This window comes from Denitromonas iodatirespirans (genome assembly GCF_018524365.1).
In the GTDB taxonomy this organism is placed as follows: domain Bacteria; phylum Pseudomonadota; class Gammaproteobacteria; order Burkholderiales; family Rhodocyclaceae; genus Nitrogeniibacter; species Nitrogeniibacter iodatirespirans.
The window spans coordinates 72,027-87,308 of the sequence record NZ_JAEKFT010000022.1; the positions used below are offsets into that span (position 1 = coordinate 72,027).

The 15,282-nt window shown below is 67.6% G+C and carries 15 protein-coding genes; 11 read left to right on the forward strand and 4 right to left on the reverse strand.

The features are described from left to right. Nucleotides 1-21: 21 nt before the first annotated feature. On the reverse strand, nt 22-1,722 hold the full coding sequence (locus I8J34_RS17380; RefSeq protein WP_214362903.1) for a methyl-accepting chemotaxis protein: 1,701 nt from the start codon (nt 1,720-1,722) through the stop codon (nt 22-24). A gap of 601 nt (nt 1,723-2,323) precedes the next feature. Between I8J34_RS17380 and I8J34_RS17385 the strand changes: the two genes are divergently transcribed. Next, complete coding sequence (locus I8J34_RS17385) at nt 2,324-3,367, forward strand: ABC transporter substrate-binding protein (protein ID WP_214362904.1); 1,044 nt, start codon at nt 2,324-2,326, stop codon at nt 3,365-3,367. A 9-nt stretch (nt 3,368-3,376) separates the two neighbouring features. Here the strand turns inward: I8J34_RS17385 and I8J34_RS17390 are convergent, their stop codons facing one another. Then, the gene (locus I8J34_RS17390; RefSeq protein ID WP_214362905.1) at nt 3,377-4,276 is read right to left on the reverse strand and encodes a LysR substrate-binding domain-containing protein; all 900 of its coding nucleotides are present in this window, start codon (nt 4,274-4,276) and stop codon (nt 3,377-3,379) included. 258 nt (nt 4,277-4,534) lie between these two features. On the opposite strand from I8J34_RS17390, the gene I8J34_RS17395 reads away from it, so the two are divergent. The 9 genes from I8J34_RS17395 to I8J34_RS17435 all read left to right on the forward strand — a co-directional run bounded on the left by I8J34_RS17395 (nt 4,535) and on the right by I8J34_RS17435 (nt 12,622). Continuing rightward, the gene (locus I8J34_RS17395; RefSeq protein ID WP_214362906.1) at nt 4,535-5,257 is read left to right on the forward strand and encodes a substrate-binding domain-containing protein; all 723 of its coding nucleotides are present in this window, start codon (nt 4,535-4,537) and stop codon (nt 5,255-5,257) included. Next, the gene (locus I8J34_RS17400) at nt 5,254-6,282 is read left to right on the forward strand and encodes an amidohydrolase family protein (protein ID WP_214362907.1); all 1,029 of its coding nucleotides are present in this window, start codon (nt 5,254-5,256) and stop codon (nt 6,280-6,282) included. The genes I8J34_RS17395 and I8J34_RS17400 overlap by 4 nt, the downstream gene beginning before the upstream one ends. Nucleotides 6,283-6,341: 59 nt before the next feature. After that, a complete protein-coding gene (gene ligK, locus I8J34_RS17405) occupies nt 6,342-7,031 on the forward strand; it encodes a 4-carboxy-4-hydroxy-2-oxoadipate aldolase/oxaloacetate decarboxylase (RefSeq protein WP_214362908.1) in 690 nt (229 codons plus the stop codon). A 71-nt stretch (nt 7,032-7,102) separates the two neighbouring features. Next, a complete protein-coding gene (locus I8J34_RS17410) occupies nt 7,103-8,047 on the forward strand; it encodes a DUF1932 domain-containing protein (protein WP_214362909.1) in 945 nt (314 codons plus the stop codon). Then, entirely contained in the window at nt 8,044-8,976 is a 933-nt protein-coding gene (locus I8J34_RS17415; RefSeq protein ID WP_230411891.1) for an amidohydrolase family protein, read from the forward strand. Before I8J34_RS17410 ends, I8J34_RS17415 begins: the two co-directional genes overlap by 4 nt. Before the next feature lie 25 nt (nt 8,977-9,001). After that, complete coding sequence (gene ligA, locus I8J34_RS17420) at nt 9,002-9,448, forward strand: protocatechuate 4,5-dioxygenase subunit alpha (protein ID WP_214362910.1); 447 nt, start codon at nt 9,002-9,004, stop codon at nt 9,446-9,448. An 81-nt stretch (nt 9,449-9,529) separates the two neighbouring features. After that, the gene (locus I8J34_RS17425) at nt 9,530-10,384 is read left to right on the forward strand and encodes a class III extradiol dioxygenase subunit beta (RefSeq protein WP_214362911.1); all 855 of its coding nucleotides are present in this window, start codon (nt 9,530-9,532) and stop codon (nt 10,382-10,384) included. Nucleotides 10,385-10,491: 107 nt separating this feature from the next. Continuing rightward, nucleotides 10,492-11,448, forward strand: coding sequence for a Gfo/Idh/MocA family oxidoreductase (locus I8J34_RS17430; protein ID WP_214362912.1), 957 nt, complete (start codon nt 10,492-10,494; stop codon nt 11,446-11,448). Nucleotides 11,449-11,629: 181 nt separating this feature from the next. Next, the gene (locus tag I8J34_RS17435) at nt 11,630-12,622 is read left to right on the forward strand and encodes an aldo/keto reductase (RefSeq protein WP_214362913.1); all 993 of its coding nucleotides are present in this window, start codon (nt 11,630-11,632) and stop codon (nt 12,620-12,622) included. A gap of 6 nt (nt 12,623-12,628) precedes the next feature. Here I8J34_RS17435 and I8J34_RS17440 read toward each other — a convergent pair whose 3' ends face one another. Both I8J34_RS17440 and I8J34_RS17445 read right to left on the reverse strand, forming a co-directional pair. Then, nucleotides 12,629-13,174, reverse strand: a complete 546-nt coding sequence (locus I8J34_RS17440) for a hemerythrin domain-containing protein (RefSeq protein ID WP_214362914.1) — start codon at nt 13,172-13,174, stop codon at nt 12,629-12,631. Continuing rightward, nucleotides 13,171-14,412: a multidrug effflux MFS transporter gene (locus tag I8J34_RS17445; protein ID WP_214362915.1), complete on the reverse strand. Its 1,242-nt coding sequence runs from the start codon at nt 14,410-14,412 to the stop codon at nt 13,171-13,173. The genes I8J34_RS17440 and I8J34_RS17445 overlap by 4 nt, the downstream gene beginning before the upstream one ends. A gap of 503 nt (nt 14,413-14,915) precedes the next feature. On the opposite strand from I8J34_RS17445, the gene I8J34_RS17450 reads away from it, so the two are divergent. Next, a partial coding sequence (locus tag I8J34_RS17450; RefSeq protein WP_214362916.1) for a hypothetical protein occupies nt 14,916-15,282 on the forward strand: 367 nt, incomplete at its 3' end.

Here is a 15,282-nt window from a genome sequence, read left to right on the forward strand (position 1 = left end):
CGTGGCGGCTTGGGGGGGCGTCTAGATCGTGAAGCGTGCGACGCTTTCGCGCAGCGCCCGCGCGGCCTGGTCGAGATCCTTGGACACCGCGGCGGTGCGCTCGCCGGCGACGCAGTTGTCTTCGCTCATGCGGGCGATGGCCTCGACCCGTTGGGAGATGCCGCTGGCGGCCTGGTCTTGCTGGGCGAGCGCGGCGGCCACCTGGTCTACCACCGCCGTCACCTGGTGGGTGCTGTCGCGGATCTGCAGGATCTGGCCCGCGGCCGATTCGGAGAGGCTGCGGCTGTCCTGCGCCCGCGCCACCACCGCGCCGACATGGCCGACCGCGCTGCGCGCGGCCGACTGCATCGACTGGATGATGTCGGCGATCTGCCCGGCCGAGGTGGCGGTGCGTTCGGCCAGTTTGCGCACCTCCTCGGCCACGACGGCGAAGCCGCGGCCGTGCTCGCCGGCGCGCGCCGCTTCGATCGAGGCATTGAGCGCCAGCAGGTTGGTCTGATCGGCCACCTCCTGGATCACGCCGATCACGTTGGAGATGCTTTCCGATTTGTCCCCCAGCTCGCCCACCGTCTGACCGGCGCGGGTGATTTCGGCGGCCACCCGTTCCATTTCGCGGGTGGTCTGGCCGATGCTGTCGGCGCCGGCGTTCGCGGCTGCCCGGGCCTCTTCGGCGCGGCCCAGCGCATCGCGCGTGTTGAGGCTGATCTGGCTGATGCCGGTGGTCATGCCCTCGACGGTGTCGGCCATCTGCGTGGCCGCTTCGCGCTGCTTGCCGGCAGCGTCGGTCACCTGGTGCGAGACAGCCAGCACCTGGGTGGCCGCCTCGCTGACGGTGTGGGTGCTGGCGCTCACTTCGCGCAGGGACTGGTGGATGCGCTCGAGCAGCTGATTGAAGGCGTGGGCGGTCTGGGCCGCCTCGTCATGTCCGTCGACCTTGGCGCGGCGGGTGAAGTCGTTGCTGTGAGCGATCTCCGAGATGGTCGAGCGGATCGCGTGCAAGGCCGAGATGACGCTGCGGGCGACGGTCAGGCCGAGCCCGATCAGCAGCAGGGTGGCCAGTGCGATGACGGCCAGCATCAGCTGGTGGGTGCTCTGGATGGCGGCCTCGTCCTCGGCGCGCTGGGCGTCGGCCGCGCTCACCTGGAAGTCGATCAATTCCTTGAGGATCGGCAGAAGCCGGGACAGCGTGCCGGTCCATTGGGCGGTCTGCGAAGCAAACACCGCGTAGTGGGTCGAGATGCGGCTCCAGCTGTCGGCGTCGGCCACCGCCTGGGCGACTTCCATCTGGCGTTGGTCGGTGAGTTTGAAGTCCTCCCACACGGCCTTGAACTGCGACCACTTTTCGGCTTCCTCCGCCGGTTTCGGCAGCGCGTCGTAGGTGGCGAAGGCCTTGTCCGCCGTGGCATTCGCCGTGTTGGTCTGGGCGATCAGGTCGGTGAAGATGTATTTGCCTTCCTCCAGCATGTCGCTCATGTCGTCCTGCTCCTCGTATTGCTGCGGGCGCCAGGCGACGCCGTCCTGCATGGCCTTGGCGGCCTGCAGGCGGGCCGAGCGCAGGGCGCCCAGCGCGCTGACCGCGGGCAGGCTGCGTTCGCTGATCTCCTGCAGGGCTGAGCCGAGGCGTTCGATGCTGAGCCAGCCTCCAAGCCCCACCAGCGCCAGCGCCGCGATCGCGGTGGTGATCAGCAGATGGAGCTTGAGGCGAACGGTCAATCGAAGCATGTGGGGGGTCTCCTGGTTGTGTCGGGGCCGCGCATGGGGATGCGGAGCCGCGCTATGTGGCCCTTATACGGTGGTGTTGCCCGAAGCTTTAAACCCGCACCGGCCGCTGCGCGGCGCACAGGTGGCACCCGGCCCGGCGCGGAAAGTACGGCGAAGCGGTGGCTGCGGCGTATGTCGATGTCGTGCTCGTGTCGGGCCGGCGTGGGGCGCGCGACGGGCTGAATGCCTTGTGCCGAAAGGTGTCCGAGCGACTTCGCCATGACTTGCCGTGAGCGCCGAAGCGGTGGGGTCGGCCGTCGCTCCGGGGCCGGGTGGGTGGGGGCCGCAGGCGTCGTGCCGGGCCGTCGAATGCCGAGGCGCTCTAGCTGCTATGTCGACCTGGGTATGAGTCAGCCGGGGGTGGGGAAATATTCTGGTTCACACGAGAGTGCGGCCAGTGACGGTCCGCACCGCGCTAGCACAGGAGGCAGGACGATTGGATACCCCTCAGAGATGCCACGACGGGTGCACGCCGGCGATGCACGGATGTGGCGGCGGTGGGCGGTGGCGGCGACGTTTACATGCCCTGGTCGTGGCGGCGGCGGTGTGGCCCGGCGTCGGCATGGCTCAGACGCTGCGCATCGGCCAGTCGCTGTCCGACATGCCGGATAGCTACAAGATTTCGGCGAGCATCGCTTACACCACCGATGCGCTGGTCGCCGCTGTCAATGCGCGCGGCGGCATCCAGGGCGTGCCGATCGAGCTCGTCACGCTCAAGGACGACGGCAGCGTCGAGGACTATGCGCGGAATGTCCAGCGGCTGCTGACGGAGGACAAGGTGCTGGCGGTCATCAACTGCATCGGCGATCGGCGCTGCATCGAAGCGCAGAAACGGGTGGTCGCGCAGGATGCCGCGTTGGTGGGGACGTTCTCCGGCGCGCCGGAGCTGCGGGGCTCGCCCGCGCATGTGTTCCCGGTGCGCGCCTCGTATGCCGCCGAGGCGGAGGCCCTGGCGCGCCAACTGGCGACCATGGGCACGCAGTCGGTCGTCGTGCTGTCCGACGGTGCGAGCCTGCCGGCCAAAGCGCGGGCGCTGGCCGAGGCGCTGGAGATGCGTGCAGTCGCCAGCCGGACGATCGAAGTGGCGCCGACCAAGGCGTCCATGGGCAAGGCCATCGAGGCGCTTGAGGCGAACCCGCCGTCGGTCTTGCTGCTCGATCTGACGGCGCCGTCCGTTGTTGTTCTGGGCGATATCGTGCTGCACGACAAGCCGCGGCTGCCGGCGGTGATCGCCTCGCTGTCGGATGCGTCGCTGGCGCTGAGCATCGGCACCTTTCGCGGCAAGACCTTCGGATTCACGACGGTGGTGCCGAACCCGGAATCTCTGTCATCGGCGCTGGCCAGCCAGTTCAGAAGCGATATCTCGGAGCACGCGTACGGGATGACCCACCCCGGCCTCGAGGCCTACCTGAACCTGCGCGTGGTGCTCGATGCGCTGGGGCGGAGCGAGCGGCCAGCGAGCCGCAGGGCGCTGCGGGAGCGGCTTGCCCGCACCGAGACGATGGTGATCGGCGAGCTGGAGGTGGCGCCGTCGGGGCAGCTGCCGGGCGGCGGGGCGCGGGTCGGCCTGGGCGTGTTGTCGGCGCGCGGCGTCATCCTGGAATGACGCCGCGCCTCAGGTGCCGGGCAGCAGGGTGCGCACCTGGGTTTCGATCAGTTCGACGAGGTTGCGCTGCACCTGCGTCATGGGGCGACGCGCGCTGACCGCCCAGGCCAGGCGCGCGACCAGCGCGGGGTTCTGGATCGGCCGCAGATGGAAATCCGTGTCGCGGCCGAAGGCGTGAAGCGCGCTGGCCGGGAGGATGGCTGCACCGAGTCCGTCGGCGACCAGATCGAGGATGGCAGGGATGGCGTCGGCTTCGATGGCGATGCGGGGTCGGCGCCCGCGCGTGGCCAGTTCATGCTCGACCAGCATGCGGATGGCGTTGGGCCGGCTGGGCATGATCAGCGGCAGCTTGGCCACCGCTTCGAGGTCGATCGGGCCGGTGTCGCTGGCATGGCGGCTCGATTGCAGCAGGTGCAAGGCCTGGTTGGTCAGCGGGTGGATCTCGATCTCCGGCGACGGCCGGCTGTCGTAGATCAGGGCCACATCCAGCCGGCCCTGGGCGATCGATTCCTGCATGGTGACCGACAGGCCCTCGCTGATGGTCAGGATCGCATCCGGCATCGCGGTCTGGAAGGCGCGGGTGAGCGGCACCGTGAGCACCCGCGCCAGGCTCGGCGGCAAGCCGACGGCGACACGGCCGACATAACCGCCGCGCGCGCGAGAGAGTTCTTCGCGAATGCGCTCGACCTGATGCAGCACGCCGCGGCCGTGTTCGAGCATGATCTTGCCGGCTTCGGTCATCGTCACGCCGCGCCCGTTGCGCAGCAGCAGCGGCTGGCGCAACTCGATCTCGAGCCGCCGGATCTGCCGGCTCAGCGCGGGCTGCGCGATGTCGAGGGCGACGGAGGCGTGGGTAAAACTGCCCAGTTCGGCCACCCGCACGAAGTATTCGATCTGCTTGAGGTCCATGTCGTGCCGTCCACTTGGTGAATACCTAGGGTGTACATATAACAGATTGAAATGGCTCCGGGGGCAAGTCATGCGATGTATAAGCGTCTAAAAAGTTCTTTTTTTGCTTGAGGTATGCCTGTTTTATCTAGCTGATAGCGAGGGCTCGGGCTGTTGTGTCGGGATGGGAGTGACCACAATCCAGACCATGAAACCCATGCGATCACGCTTTCTCCAGAGGCTGTCCGCGTCGGTGCGTCCGGATGCCGGAGTGCCCGCATGACGCCCCTGCTCGGGATCTCTTCCATGGCCCCGCGGCTGGTGCTGGCCGAGCTGGCCGAGGCCTATACCGCGCGCTCGGGCTGCCCGGTGCGCTTCGCGGCCGGCGGCGGCGTCGAGGTGGCGCAGCGCGTGCGATCCGGCGAGCGCTTCGACGTGGTGGTGCTGGCGTCGGACGCGATCGAGCAGTTGATGGCCTCGGGGCATGTCATGCCCGGCGGGCGGGTCGACCTGCTGTGCTCGGGCGTGGCCGTGGCGGTGCGGGCCGGCCAGGCGCATCCGGACCTGAGCACCGAGGCGTCGGTACGTGCCGCCGTGCTGGCGGCTGACCGCGTCGGCTACTCGACCGGCCCGAGCGGCCGGGCGCTGACCGACTTGTTCGCGCGCTGGGGCATTGCCGAGCGCATGGCGGGGCGGCTGGTGTGTGCCGCACCGGGCGAGCCGGTCGCGTCGCTGGTGGCGGATGGGCGAGTGGCGCTCGGCTTCCAGCAGCGCTCGGAGCTGATCCATGCGGACGGTATCGAGGTGGTCGGCGATCTGCCGCCGGCCATCCAGATCGTGACGACGTTTTCCGCCGGCATCTGCGCCGGCACGGCGCGGGCTGCGGCGGTGCGCGAGATGCTCGCGTTCATGAATTCCCCCGACGCGGTGGCGGCCAAGCAACGACAGGGCATGGGGCCGGCGGTGCCGGGTATTGCTCATTCAAGGAGTCAGACGCTGTGATTATCGACATTCACGGTCACTACACGACCGCGCCCAAGGCGCTCGAGGACTGGCGAAACCGCCAGATCGCCGGCATCAAGGATCCGTCCGCGATGCCCGCGCTCAGCGAGCTCAAGATCTCCGACGACGAGCTGCGCGAGACCATCGAATCCAACCAGCTCAAGAAGATGCTCGAGCGCGGTTCGGACCTGACCATCTTCAGCCCGCGCGCCAGCTTCATGGCCCATCACATCGGCGATTTCAACGTGAGCGCCACCTGGGCGGCGATCTGCAACGAGCTGTGCTACCGGGTCAGCCAGCTGTTCCCGGACTACTTCATCGGCGCCGCCATGCTGCCGCAGAGCCCGGGCGTGGATCCGGCCAGCTGCATCCCCGAGTTGGAAAAATGCGTCAAGGAATACGGCTTCGTCGCCATCAACCTCAATCCGGACCCCTCGGGCGGCCACTGGACCAGCCCGCCGCTGACTGACCGCCACTGGTACCCCATCTACGAAAAGATGGTCGAGTACGACATCCCGGCCATGGTCCATGTCAGCACCAGCTGCAATGCGTGCTTCCACACCACCGGCGCCCATTATCTGAACGCCGACACCACGGCCTTCATGCAGTTGCTCCAGGGCGATCTGTTCCGCGACTTCCCGACGCTCAAGTTCGTCATTCCGCATGGCGGCGGCGCGGTGCCCTACCACTGGGGCCGCTTCCGCGGGCTGGCCCAGGCGCTGGACAAGCCGCTGCTCGCCGAGCACCTGATGAACAACGTGTTCTTCGACACCTGCGTCTATCACCAGCCGGGCATCGATCTGCTCACCCAGGTGATCCCGGTGGACAACATCCTGTTCGCCTCCGAGATGATCGGCGCGGTGCGCGGCATCGATCCGGAAACCGGCCACCCCTTCGACGACACCAAGCGCTACATCGAAGCCACGCTGAACCTGTCGGCCGAGGATCGCTACAAGGTGTACGAGGGCAATGCCCGCCGCGTCTATCCGCGCCTGGATGCCGCGCTCAAAGCGGCAGGGCGGTGATTGGTGATGGGGAAGTGGTCAAGCGCGGATCGCTGCGGCCTTCGAACTTGGAGATATTCATGAGCATCAACAACCTGGGCATCGTCAAACGCAACATCGAGCGCACCGACCCCGCCGTGGTCGCGCGCCTGTCGCAGTTCGGCGTGGCCACCATTCACGAAGCCTTCGGCCGAGCCGGCCTGATGAAGCCCACCATCCGCCCGATCTACGCCGGCGCCTACCTGTGCGGCACCGCCGTCACCGTGCTGCTGCAGCCCGGCGACAACTGGATGCTGCATGTGGCGGCCGAGCAGATCCAGCCCGGCGACGTGGTGGTGGCCGGCTGCACCGCCGACAGCACCGACGGCTTCTTCGGCGATCTGCTGGCCACTTCCTATAAGGCGCGCGGCGCCAAGGGGCTGGTCATCGACGGCGGCGTGCGCGACGTGAAGGACCTGACCGCCATGGGCTTTCCGGTGTTCAGCCGCGCCATCCATGCCAAGGGCTGCACCCGCGCCACGCTCGGCTCGGTGAACGTGCCGGTGGTGTGCGCGGGTGCGCTGGTCCATCCGGGCGACGTGGTGGTGGCCGATGACGACGGCGTGGTGGTGGTGCCGCGCGAAGTCGCCGCCCAGGTGGCCGAGGCCGCCGCCGCGCGCGAGGCCAACGAGACCGCCAAGCGCGAGCGCTTCGCCGCCGGCGAGCTGGGGCTCGACATGTATTCGCTGCGCGAACCGTTGGCCAAGGCCGGCCTCAAGTACATCGATTAAGCCGGTGATTGGTGATTGGCAATGGGTGATGGCCATGCCGGTTTGCAGCGGCCATCCATTCAGGATGAAGCATGTCCCTAACCCCTGATCCCTCGGACTGGCAGGTCGCCCTTGTCGGCTACGGCGAGGTCGGCCGCATCCTGGCCGAAGATTTGCGCGCCCGCGGCGTGTCGGTGTTCGCCTACGATCTCAAGCTGGCGGATGCGGCCAGTGCGCCCCCCTTGCGTGCCCATGCCGAAAGCCACGGCGTGCGCCTGGCCACGGACCATGCGCACGCGGTCGCTCGGGCCGATCTGGTGATCTGCGCGGTGACCGCCCGTCAGACGGAGGCGGCGGCGAGCGCCTGCGCGGCGGCCCTGCGCACCGACGCCTTCTTTCTCGACCTCAACTCCGCCTCGCCGGGCGCCAAGCAACGCGCGGCGGCGATGGTCGATGCCGCCGGTGGGCGGTATGTCGAGGGCGCGGTGATGACCAGCGTGCCGCCGTATCGCAGCCGGGTGCCGATGCTGCTGGGCGGGACGTCGGCCGCGGCCTTGTGCCCGGGGCTCAATGTGCTCGGCTTCGCGGCCACGGTGGCGAGCGATCGGCTCGGCGTCGCCTCGGCCACCAAGATGTGCCGCAGCATCATGATCAAGGGCCTGGAGGCGATGGTGATCGAAAGCTTCACCGCTGCCCGGGCCTACGGCGTCGAGGCGGCGGTGATCGCCTCGCTGCATGAAACCTTTCCCGGCATCGACTGGGAGAGCCAGGCGAGTTACTTCTTCGGCCGTGTCATCGCGCATGGCCGGCGGCGCAGCGAGGAGATGTTCGAGGTGGCGGCGACAGTGCGTGAGGCGGGGCTCGACCCGTTCTCCGCCTGGGGCACGGCCGAACGCCAGGCATGGATGGCCGACCTGGCGGCGGCAGGCGTGTTCGGCGAGCGCACGGACCCCGCCTTCTCCCGCAGCAGAGACTGGCGGCTGGAGGCCGACCGCATCCTCGCCGCACGATCTACCGGAGCCCAGGAAACCCCATGACGATTGCACTGCCCGACACCTTCGAGAAAACGCCCGGCTGGCTGGACTGGTATGCCGGTCCGAGCAAACCGCGCTTCGTGCTGCCCGCCGGGGCGGTGGATGCCCACTGCCATGTGTTCGGCCCAGGGGCGGAATTCCCCTACGCCCCGGAGCGCAAGTACACCCCCTGCGATGCGAGCAAGGCGCAGCTGTTCGCTCTGCGCGACCACCTCGGCTTTGCCCGCAACGTAGTCGTGCAGGCCACCTGCCATGGCGCCGACAACCGTGCCATGATGGATGCCTGCCTCGCCTCGGGTGGCAAGGCGCGCGGCGTGGCCACGGTGCGCCGCTCGGTGAGCGACGAGCAACTACAGCAGATGCACGCGGCCGGCGTGCGCGGCGTGCGCTTCAACTTCGTCAAGCGGCTGGTGGACTTCACCCCCAAGGACGAGTTGATGGAGATCGCTGCGCGCATCGCCACGCTCGGTTGGCATGTGGTGATCTACTTCGAGGCGCAGGATCTGCCCGAACTGTGGGACTTCTTCACCACCTTGCGGACCACCGTGGTGGTGGACCACATGGGGCGCCCGGACGTGAGCAAACCGGTGGATGGCCCGGAGTTTGAGTTGTTCCTCCGCTTCATGCGCGAGCACCCGAACGTGTGGAGCAAGGTGAGCTGCCCCGAGCGCCTGTCCGTGACCGGCCCCAAGGCGCTGGTCGGCGAGCAGGCTGCCTATCGTGATGTGGTTCCCTTCGCGCGCCGCGTGGTGGAAAGCTTCCCCGATCGCGTTCTGTGGGGCACCGACTGGCCGCACCCGAACCTGAAGGACCACATGCCCGACGACGGCCTGCTGGTCGATTTCATTCCCCACATCGCACCCTCCGCCGAATTGCAGCGCAAACTGCTGGTGGACAATCCGATGCGGTTGTATTGGCCCGAAGAGCGCTGAGCGCGACCGAGGAGAGACACCGAAAATGGCACTCGACAAACCCTACAAGGACGTTCCCGGCACGATCATTTTCGATGCCGAGCAGTCCCGCAAAGGCTACTGGCTCAACCAGTTCTGCATGTCGCTGATGAAGGCCGAGAACCGCGCGCGCTTCAAGGCCGACGAGCGCGCCTATCTGGACGAATGGCCGATGACCGAGGAGCAGAAGTTGGCGGTGCTGGCGCGCGACTTGAACTGGTGCATGCGCACCGGCGGCAACATCTACTTCCTGGCCAAGATCGGCGCCACCGACGGCAGGAGCTTCCAGCAGATGGCGGGCTCCATGACCGGCATGACCGAAGAGGAATACCGCGACATGATGGTCAAGGGCGGCCGTTCGGCCGAAGGCAACCGCTACCTGGGCGAACAGGGCGACGCCCAACCCGACCGCCAGCCCCAGGGGCAGGGCGGTCGCGACAAGGAGAAGAAATGAAACAACCCCCTCACACATTTTGTTCGCAGCCCCCCGAGGGGGCGAAGGCCGCCCTTGCGGCGGCCCAGCAGGAGTCCTGAGATGGCCCATATCACCGCAAGCGTCTACACCTCGCACGTGCCCGCCATCGGCGCCGCCCTGGACCTGGACAAAGCCGGCGAAGCCTATTGGCAGCCTGTGTTCGCCGGTTACGACTACTCCAAGCAATGGTTGGAAGAGAACCGCCCCGACGTGATCTTCCTGGTCTACAACGACCATGCCACCGCCTTCAGCCTCGACATGATCCCCACCTTCGCCATCGGCACCGCCGCCGAATACAAGGTCGCGGACGAGGGCTGGGGGCCGCGCCCGGTGCCCGACGTGATCGGCCATCCCGAGCTGGCCTCGCATATCGCCCAGAGCGTGATCCAGGACGACTTCGACCTGACCATTGTCAACAAGATGGATGTGGATCACGGCCTGACCGTGCCGCTCTCGCTGATGTGTGGACAACCCCAGGCCTGGCCGTGCCCGGTCATCCCTTTCGCGGTCAACGTAGTGCAGTACCCGGTGCCTTCGGGGCGCCGCTGCTTCATGCTCGGCCAGGCCATCCGCAAGGCGGTGGAGAGCTTCGATGCCGATCTCAAGGTGCAGATCTGGGGCACCGGCGGCATGAGCCACCAGCTGCAGGGGCCGCGCGCTGGCCTCATCAACCGGGAATGGGACAACGCCTTCCTCGACCGCCTGATCGCCGACCCCGACGGCCTGTCGCGCCTGCCGCATATCGACTATGTGCGCGAGGCCGGCTCCGAAGGTATCGAGCTGGTGATGTGGCTGATCGCCCGTGGCGCCATGGCCGACGTGGCCGGCGGTGCGGCGCCCACCGTGAAGCACCGTTTCTATCATGTGCCCGCGTCGAACACGGCGGTGGGGCATTTGATTCTCGAGAACAACTGAGATGAAAACCGTAGCCCGGATGCAGGCCGCAGGCCGGAATCCGGGAGCCGCCGTTCCCGGATTCCGCTGCGCTGCATCCGGGCTACGACCGAGATTGGAGAAGACAAATGAGCAACACCATCAAAGTCGCGCTGGCCGGTGCCGGCGCCTTCGGCATCAAGCACCTGGACGGCATCAAGAACATCGATGGCGTCGAGGTGGTTTCGCTGATCAGCCGGGATATCGACAAGACCCGCGCGGTGGCCGACAAGTACGGCATCGCCCATGCCACCACCGAACTCGACGAGGCGCTGGCGCTGCCCGAGGTGGATGCGGTGATCCTGTGCACCCCGACCCAGATGCATGCCGCCCAGGCCATTGCCTGCCTGAAGGCCGGGAAGCATGTGCAGGTCGAGATCCCGCTGTGCGACATGCTCGCTTCCGGCGAAGAAGTGCTGCGCGTGCAGCAGGAGAGCGGCAAGGTTGCCATGTGCGGCCACACCCGCCGCTTCAATCCCAGCCACCAGTTCGTGCACAAGAAGATCGTGGCCGGCGAGTTCAACATCCAGCAGATGGATGTGCAGACCTACTTCTTCCGCCGCACCAACATGAACGCGCTCGGCGAGCCGCGCAGCTGGACCGACCACCTGCTGTGGCACCATGCCGCGCACACCGTCGACCTGTTCGCCTACCAGGCCGGCAGCCCCATCGTGAAGGCCAACGCCATCCAGGGGCCGATCCACCCGACGCTGGGCATCGCCATGGACATGTCGATCCAGCTCAAGGCCGCCAACGGTGCGATCTGCACGCTGTCGCTGAGCTTCAACAACGAGGGGCCGCTGGGCACCTTCTTCCGCTACATCGGCGACAGCGCCACCTATATCGCCCGCTACGATGATCTGTTCAACGGCAAGGAAGAGCAGATCGACGTGAGCAAGGTGGACGTCTCCATGAACGGCATCGAGCTGCAGGACCGCGAGTTCTTCGCCGCCATCCGCGAAGGGCGCGAGCCCAATTCGAGCGTGGCCAGCGTGCTGCCGTGCTACCGGGTGCTGCATGAACTCGAGCAGCAGCTGAAGGACTGATCCGGTATCTTGAATCACCCCGGCGCCATGCCCACGGCTGGCGCCGTTTTCATTTCGGGAGCCGCGTAGGGCGGGTTTCAACCCGCCATCAACGGCCCCGGTGGGTTGAAACCCGCCCGACAGAGAGCCCCTCGACCCCGCTTTCCCCCGGCGGGGCCGACACCCTACAAGGAGCCCTTCCATGCAACAGCGCAAACTTGGTCCCTTCGAGGTCTCGGCCATCGGCCTGGGCTGCATGAATCTCTCCCATGCCTACGGCACGCCGCCGTCGGCGCAGGACAGCGAGACGCTGCTCTTGCGCGCACTCGAGCTGGGCGTGACCCACTTCGACACCGCCGCGCTCTATGGCTTCGGCGCCAACGAAACGCTGGTGGGGCAGGTGCTGGCCAAGCATCGTTCGCGCTTCACCCTGGCGAGCAAGTGCGGCATGACCGGCGTGGACGGCAGACGTGTCATCGACGGCCGGCCGGCGACGCTCAAGCGCACCTGCGAGGACGCGCTCAAGCGTCTGCAGACCGAGGTGATCGACCTCTACTACCTGCACCGCTGGGACAAACAGGTGCCGATCGAAGACAGCGTCGGGGCGCTGGCCGAACTGGTGAGTGAGGGCAAGATCCGCGCGATCGGCCTGTCGGAAGTGTCGGCCGATACCTTGCGCCGGGCGCATGCGGTGCACCCGATCGCGGCGCTGCAGACCGAGTATTCGCTGTGGACCCGCAACCCGGAGATCGCCGTGCTCGACGCCTGCCGGGCCCTGGGGGTGAGCTTCGTTGCCTTCAGCCCGCTCGGACGGGGTTTTCTGGCCGATGCCATCCAGACCGCAGCCGACGCCGAGGCCCTCGAGCCGCGCGACATCCGCCGCGGCATGCCGCGCTTTCAGGCGCCGGATCTGGCCGACAACCTGGCGCTGCTGCCGGCGTTTCGCGACCTCGCTCGCGAGGCCGGCTGCACGCCGGCCCAGCTCGCGCTCGCCTGGTTGCTGGCGCAGGGCGAGGATATTCTGCCGATTCCGGGCACCACCTCGATCGCGCATCTGGCCGAGAACCTGTCGGCGGCGGCCCTGCGCCTGCCGGCCGAGGTGCTGGCGCGCGCCCACGCACTGATCAACCCGGCCACGGTCCGCGGACCCCGCTACAACGCGGCCACCCAGGCCGAGATCGACACCGAGGAGTGACGGCGGTCAGACGTAGCCGGGCAGGTTCTTGAGATGGCGGATGTGCAGCGACAGGCCGAGGGCCGCCATCTCGTTGCTCTCGCGCTGGAGGACATGCATCGCCAGCGGGAGGAACTGGTCCTCTTCGAGTTTGGCATGCGCCTGGTAGCCCGCCACCAGTCGCCCGACCGCGGCCGCGTCGAGCGGCACCGCGGCACCCTTGGCAATCTGCTTGAGGGGTGAGCGCAGGGCCAGCCACTGCTTTTCCAGATTGCGATGCTCCTCGGTGAGCTGCCGGACGAGGGCGTTTGCTTGGTCCGCTTCGCTGCCGGCCTCGGCCACACGCAGCACGGCGGGGAACAGATCCTGTTCTTCGTCGGTATGGTGGTTTTCCAGGACGTCATCGAAGAACGCGAGCAAGGCGGACGCCATGCGGCGGGTTTCGATCGCCGCCTCGGCGCGCGCAGGCAAAGATGCCAGCGCCTCGAGCTGCGTCACGATGCCCTGATGACAGTTGCTGAACATGCCGACCGGCGTGTCGGAGGCGTTCTGCCGGTGATCGTCGTGGCTCATGGGGACTCCTCGGTGGTTGAAGGGCTGTGGTCGGCGGGAACGCCGCGGAGGGGGCCGGTCGGTGCGCGCGTTGCCGGCAGGCGCAACCAGGCGGCGGTGGCAACCAACATCGAGCATACCGCCATGCCGCGGGTCAGCGGCAACACCGAGCCGTCCATCTGGGTGGCGAGCCAGCCGCCGGCTGCGAAGGCGGCCAGCATCATCACGAATCCGCTGAGCGCCGAGGCGACGCCCGCGCTGCGTGGGAAGGGGGCGACAGCGCCGCTCTGGCTGCACGGCTGGTTCAGACCATGGGCCACCGCATAGAGGCAGATCGGCACCATCAAGCCGGCGACCGAGGTCACGCCCAGCTCGCCCAGCGCCGCCAGCCCGAGCCCCCCGGTGAGCGATACGCCGCCGGCGATCGCGACCGTCGTCTCCACCGAACGGCGCCGCAGCAGACGCCGGCACAGCAGGGTGCCGGTGATGTAGGCGAGCGAATTCAGCAGCAACAGCAGGCCGTAGGCCGGACGGCTGAGGCCGAGCACCTGCATGAAGATGAACGAGGAGGCGGCCAGCAGCACGAACAACCCGGCAAAGCTGGCAGCGCCCAGTAGAGAGAACCGCCAGAAGACGGGGTGGGCGAGGATGCCGCGCCAGGTGCTCAGCAGGCGGCGCGGGGCCAGGGCCAAGGGGTCGCGCTCGGTCAGGCTCTCGTCGAAGCCGCGCCAGACCGCCCACCAGGTGGCCGCGCCGAACACGGCGGTGGTCCCCAGCGCGGCGCGCCAGCCAAAGCCTTCGACGATCAGGGCGCCGAGCGGTGCGCTCAGGCAAGCCAGCACCCCCAGGCCCGACAAGGCCTGGCTCAGTGTCCGGGCGCCGGCGACCGGTTCATACAGGTCGCGGACGATCGCTCGGGCACACATCACCGAGGCACCCAGGGCAATCCCTTGAAGGATGCGGGCCAGGATCAGGACCGGCATCGACGGGGCGAGCGCACAGGCCACGGCGGCCAGCACATAGCCACCCAGCCCGACCAGCAGGACCGGGCGACGGCCGAAGCGGTCCGACACGGCGCCCCAGATCAGCTGCGATGCCCCGAAGGCCAGCAGCAAGGCCGACAGCGTCGTCTGCGTTTCGCCGACCGATACCGTGAAGGCGGTGGCGATCGCGGGCAAGGCGGGCAGGTACAAGTCGGTCGTGACCGGCTGGATACCGAGCAGCAGCGACAGGATCAGGACGGCACGAAGTGGTGACATGGGGGGCCGGAACGCCGGGCGTCAGAGAGGGAGAGACAGTATCTGCGTGTCCGCGGATCCCGCCCTATTGTCGATCCGGACTAGCTGTTATGCACCCGGCGCACCGGCGACGCGCGGGGATCGGCGCAGACCCTGGGGGTTGCCGCCGGAAGAGGGCTGTACCCGACGCTGCGCAGTGGGAATCTTTTCTGTATAGCAGGTTCGAGCTATCTCGATTGTCGATAGCTGATAGTCGCCGACTCGCCTATCTGGCCCCGGGCGACTCGGCAAGAATCTCCTCCATCGATTGGGTAAGGACTTGAGGCGACTCGCAAAAGGGCGAGTGATGCCGCCGGAGGCCGCGGACGTGAGCGACGCGAACGCGCATCAGCGGCGGCCGGAGGCTCAGGTCATCGTCTGCGGTAGCCGGCGCTGTCAGGTCGGATGGCCGCCATCCAGGCATCAACCGTGTTGGACCCGAGGCGCCGACAGGCCCTTTTTTCTGGTGTGAGAGGAGACTGATAATGAAAATGACAAACCCGCAGGAGCGTCAAGGGAGGCAGGCCGTGTCCGCCGCGCGCGCCACGCCATGGCGCCTGAGCATGGTGGCAAGCGTTCTGGCGCTGGCCTTCGCCATCCCCGCCCAGGCCGCGTCCGATCTGGACGCCCTGAAGGCGGAGCTGCAAAAGCAGCGCGAGATGCTCGAACGCCAGCAGGCGGTCATCGACAAGCTGGAACAGAAACTGGCCAAGCAGGCCGACGCACCCGCGGCCAAGCCCGGCATGGTGGCGGCATTGACCCGTGGCGACAAGCCGGTGCTGACCATCTACGGCATCCTCGACGGTGGCGTCGAACACCTGACCAACATCGGTGCCGACAAGAAGAGCCTGA